The sequence below is a fragment of the Gordonibacter pamelaeae 7-10-1-b genome, assembly GCF_000210055.1.
Lineage (GTDB): Bacteria > Actinomycetota > Coriobacteriia > Coriobacteriales > Eggerthellaceae > Gordonibacter > Gordonibacter pamelaeae.
Map to the genome: position 1 here is coordinate 280,990 of NC_021021.1, position 4,175 is coordinate 285,164.

The 4,175-nt window shown below is 63.4% G+C and carries 4 protein-coding genes and 1 tRNA gene; 2 read left to right on the plus strand and 3 right to left on the minus strand.

The window, feature by feature from the left end; genetic code table 11:
* Positions 1–914: heterodisulfide reductase-related iron-sulfur binding cluster (locus GPA_RS01235; RefSeq protein ID WP_041238739.1), on the minus strand; the 914-nt coding region annotated here is incomplete at its 3' end.
* 154 nt (positions 915–1,068) lie between these two features.
* On the opposite strand from GPA_RS01235, the gene GPA_RS18645 reads away from it, so the two are divergent.
* Complete coding sequence (locus GPA_RS18645; protein WP_147274516.1) at positions 1,069–1,668, plus strand: hypothetical protein; 600 nt, start codon at positions 1,069–1,071, stop codon at positions 1,666–1,668.
* Between the two features lie 64 nt (positions 1,669–1,732).
* On the opposite strand, the gene GPA_RS01240 is transcribed toward GPA_RS18645, so the two are convergent.
* A tRNA-Leu gene (locus tag GPA_RS01240) sits at positions 1,733–1,817 on the minus strand.
* A 116-nt stretch (positions 1,818–1,933) separates the two neighbouring features.
* On the opposite strand from GPA_RS01240, the gene sstT reads away from it, so the two are divergent.
* Entirely contained in the window at positions 1,934–3,190 is a 1,257-nt protein-coding gene (sstT, locus tag GPA_RS01245; protein WP_041238741.1) for a serine/threonine transporter SstT, read from the plus strand.
* Between the two features lie 95 nt (positions 3,191–3,285).
* On the opposite strand, the gene GPA_RS01250 is transcribed toward sstT, so the two are convergent.
* Positions 3,286–3,861 carry a DUF4230 domain-containing protein gene (locus GPA_RS01250; RefSeq protein WP_015538716.1) on the minus strand — a complete coding sequence of 192 codons (576 nt, stop codon included), beginning with the start codon at positions 3,859–3,861 and terminating at the stop codon, positions 3,286–3,288.
* Positions 3,862–4,175 lie beyond the last annotated feature (314 nt).

A 4,175-nucleotide genomic window follows, 5' to 3' on the forward strand; every position in this document is an offset into this window, starting at 1 on the left:
CACGAGTCGAAGAACGTGACGCTTCGCTCGGGAAGCGGCGCGAAGCCCGTGGGGCGGCCGGCGCGCTCGGCGGCGCGGCTCTTCTGCAGCAGGAGCTCCGGCAAGGGGACGATGTCCACCTCGTCGCCCATGAGCTCCACGAACTCCTCCCCGCAGCCGGGGCACACCGTGACCACGCGCACGATGCCCGCCGCGCGTATCTGGTCGAGGATGCGCTGGCGCAGCGCGGCGGCGCGGTCGAACAGCCCGGCGCTCATGAGCGGGCTTCCGCAGCAGTCGGTGGAGAGCGCCCAGGCCACGCCGTTGTCGGTGAGCCACCTCCCCACCGTGCGCGTGAGCTCGGGCGCGTAGCTCACCAACGAGCAGCCGGGGAAGAACAGCGTGTCCGCCAGGCCCGGCCCGTGCTCGGCCGCCTGCTCGAGCGAGGCGAGCTCCGGGTAGCCGATGCCGTAGACGGCACGGTAGGCGCTGAAGATGTTCCACTCGTTGTCCACCATCACGAGCTTGGAGTCGTCGGGCGGCATGAGCCCGGCGCGCATGAACAGCACGCGCCAGTCGCGCATGCGCTCGGGCGCAAGCACATGGGTCTGGCACGTGGCCGTGCAGAAGCCGCAGAAGCAGCAGCGGCGCAGCGCGTGGTAGAGCTCGGGGCGGTCCTGCACGAGCTGCAGCACGGCGGCGGGCTGGTCGTCGAACGGCAGCGCCGCTATGGCGCCGTAGCCCTCCTCCACCTGGCCCATGTCCAGGTCCGGCTCCTTCAGCACCTCGCAGCGCAGCGTGCAGCGCTTGCAGTGCGCGCAGGTGAGCTTCTTGTTCGCCCAGGCGGCCAGCATATCGAGCTTGGCCGCGTCCAGGCCGGCGATCTGCCCGAGCTCCTCGGTCGTGAGTTTTTCCGGTCGTGGCTGCATGCGCATGGCGTACTCCCCCCTCGTATCCGCGACCAGTTTAGCGCAACGCGCCCCGGCCGAGGCGAGAATCGGGCGAGGACGCGCATTTTGCGCAGCTGCGGCAAACATATTTTATACTGAAGTAAACAAGAACGATTACTCTACTGTCGGGGGTTTTGCTGTGGAAGAATTCTTATCCAATGTGCTAGCAAATATGCTTGCGGCTTTAGCTGTTGCCACACTCTTAACAGTTTTCGGCTATGTCTTTCGCAACAAAATCAAAAGGATTTTCATCAGCAACGATCTCGCTCCAAGCAATGTCATACCCAGAGTATCGATAGAAAGTACAGGGCCTTTTTGGGACACAAATATGATAAAGTACTGCTCAATTTTAGTAGAAAGTAAAGGAAAGGTTAGCTTGTCGAAAATAAGGCTTTATGTTTGTTTTATTTCAAAAAGCTCATTAAGTATTACGCCTTTAGATGTAAAGGCGAAATATAAATGGATTAACGATGGCAATGGCGAACGAGTACAATACAATATTCCTTTATCCATGCTCGATAAAGAGGGAAAAACTGATAGACGTCTTTTCGTGCAAATGCTGGATAACAAAGGTGTTAAATACCGTAGGACCGCTTATTTATCTGACGAGTGTAATGTTTCGCCACAATCCATAATGAGAGTCCGCAGAATGTTACCAAAAAGATCAATTCAGGCGGTCTCATCTAATCAAGTCGAAAAGCTAATTAATAAATATACCCTAGATATCGCCAAAGGTTAGCTCTGCCTTAGATGCGGAAAGCTGTTTTTTTCTTTAGGAGAAGCTTAGATTCAGAAAATTTGCTTGGTGCGGGCGAAAGGACTCGAACCTTCACACCTTTCGGTACCAGAACCTAAATCTGGCGCGTCTGCCAATTCCGCCACGCCCGCACGTGCGCCCTTTTCGCGCAGCGAACATGATAGCAGAACTTGGCGGCGCGCGGCCAGGTTGCGCGGTCTGCTATCATAGGCGCCCGAACCGTAGGGAACGAAGGCAAGGAGCAGACGTGGACTTCAAGGCGCTTGCGCGCAAATACAACGATATCAGCCTTATCAAGCGCATCGTGGCGGGACTCGCCGTGGGCACGGCGCTGGGCATCGCGTTTCCGAGCGCAGAGGCCGTGGGGCTTCTGGGCACGCTGTTCGTGTCGGCCCTGAAGGCCGTGGCGCCGGTGCTCGTGTTCTTCCTCGTGACAAGCGCGCTGGCCAACGCGAAGGCGGCGGGGTCCATGCGGACGGTCGTGGTGCTCTACCTGGTGAGCACGTTCGCGGCGGCGCTCGTGGCCGTGGGGGCGAGCTACCTGTTCCCCACCGATCTGACGCTGGCGGCCCCGGCGGAGGCCCAGGGCACGCCCTCGGGTATCGGCGAGGTGCTGGGCACGCTCGCCTCGAACATGGTGGCGAACCCCGTGGACGCGCTGGCGAACGCGAACTACCTGGGCATCCTCGTATGGGCCGTCGTGCTGGGCATCGCGCTGCGCACGGCGTCGGGCACGGTGAAGGACGTGTTCGCAAGCGTGTCGGACGCCGTGTCCACCGTGGTGCGCTGGGTGATCGCGCTCGCCCCGTTCGGCGTGCTGGGGCTCGTGTACACCACCGTGTCGCAGAACGGGCTGGACATCTTCGCCGAGTACGGGCGGCTCCTGCTCGTGCTCGTGGGCTGCATGGTGTTCATCGCCCTCGTTGCGAACCCGCTCATCGTGTTCGCCTGCGTGCGCGCGAACCCCTACCCCCTCGTGCTGCGGTGCCTGAAGGACAGCGGCGTCACGGCGTTCTTCACGCGCAGCTCGGCGGCGAACATCCCGGTGAACATGGAGCTCTGCCGGAAGCTCGGCCTCGACAAGGACAACTACTCGGTTTCCATCCCGCTGGGAGCCACCATCAACATGGCGGGCGCGGCCGTGACCATCACGGTCATGGCCATGGCGGCCGCCCACACGCTCGACATCGCCGTGAACCCGCTCGCCGCCGTGGTGCTAAGCGCGCTGGCCGCCGCCTCCGCCTGCGGCGCGTCGGGCGTGGCCGGCGGATCGCTTCTGCTCATACCCCTGGCCTGCTCGCTATTCGGCATAGACGGCGACGTGTCCCTGCAGGTGGTGGCCATCGGCTTCATCATCGGCGTGGTTCAGGACTCGTGCGAGACGGCCCTGAACTCCTCGTCCGACGTGCTGTTCACCGCCGCGGCGGAGTACCGCCAGCGGCGCCTCGAGGGCCGCAGCTTCCGCCTGGGCCGCGACGCGTTCGACGAGAACGAGCTGGCGTAGGGCGGGGCGGGGCAAGCCCCTTCCCATACGGAAACGGCGCGACGGTCCACCGGGCCGCCGCGCCGTTTCCGTATGGGGCGCAGTTTGCGCCCCTCTTACGCGTCCACGATCTGCAGCGTGTAGGCGCCCTCTCCCACGGTGAACGGGTGCAGCAGGTTCTCCACGAGGGTGCGGGCCTGCTCGTTCGCCTGCTCGATCATGCCGGTCTGGTCGACCTTGCCCTCGGCGTCGGCCTGGGCCGCTTTGAGAGCCTCGGCGGTGTCCTGCTTGTTCTCCCAGTTGAACAGCGCGAACGCGGAGTCGTAGAACTCGATGGAGTGCGGGTCTATCTCGATGCCCAGAAGACGGGCCTGCGGTAGGCGCACGGTGACGGTGCGGCCGCTCACGTCCACGGAGGCCTGCGACAGGTCCACGCCGGCGCGCACCTCGGCGTCGTAGACCATGGTGAAGCCCTTCTTGTTGATGAAGTCGATGTCGCCGTTCTCATAGCGCACGAGGCCGCGGTACTCCAGCTTGGCCGTGGCCAGCTCGCTGGAGTTCGTGAGCTGCTCCTGGATGGACGTGGCGGTGAGCTTGACGCTGGGCTCGAAGGCGCGCTGGAACGCGAGCGTGCCCACGACGCCCACGGCGACGAGCGCCACGGCCGCCACGATCGCGAGAATCTTCTTCATGGCAAGGTTCCTTCTCGATGGAAACAGGATCAAGGGGCAGGATACCACGGACGCACGGGCACCCGTCCTCCGTCAACGAGCGGTTGAAAAGGGGCGCGAGGCCGGCCCGCTGCCGAAGGGCGGGCCGGCCTCGCTGGTCCGCAGCCCGCCTTAGCGGGCCAGGCGGGCGTAGAACTGGCCGTCGCGCTGCTCGACGTCAACGCCCTCGAGGTCGGCGAGGTACGGGCGGAACTGGGCATAGCCCAGGTCGCGCAGCTTGAACGTGCGGAACCTGCCGCGCACGCGCTTGCCGAGCGTGGCGAGCGCCACGCCGT

Coding starts and splice junctions, on each gene's coding strand:
- GPA_RS01250 (WP_015538716.1), bottom strand. CDS start 3,861: ATGAAGAAGATTCTCGCGATCGTGGCGGCCGTGGCGCTCGTCGCCGTG.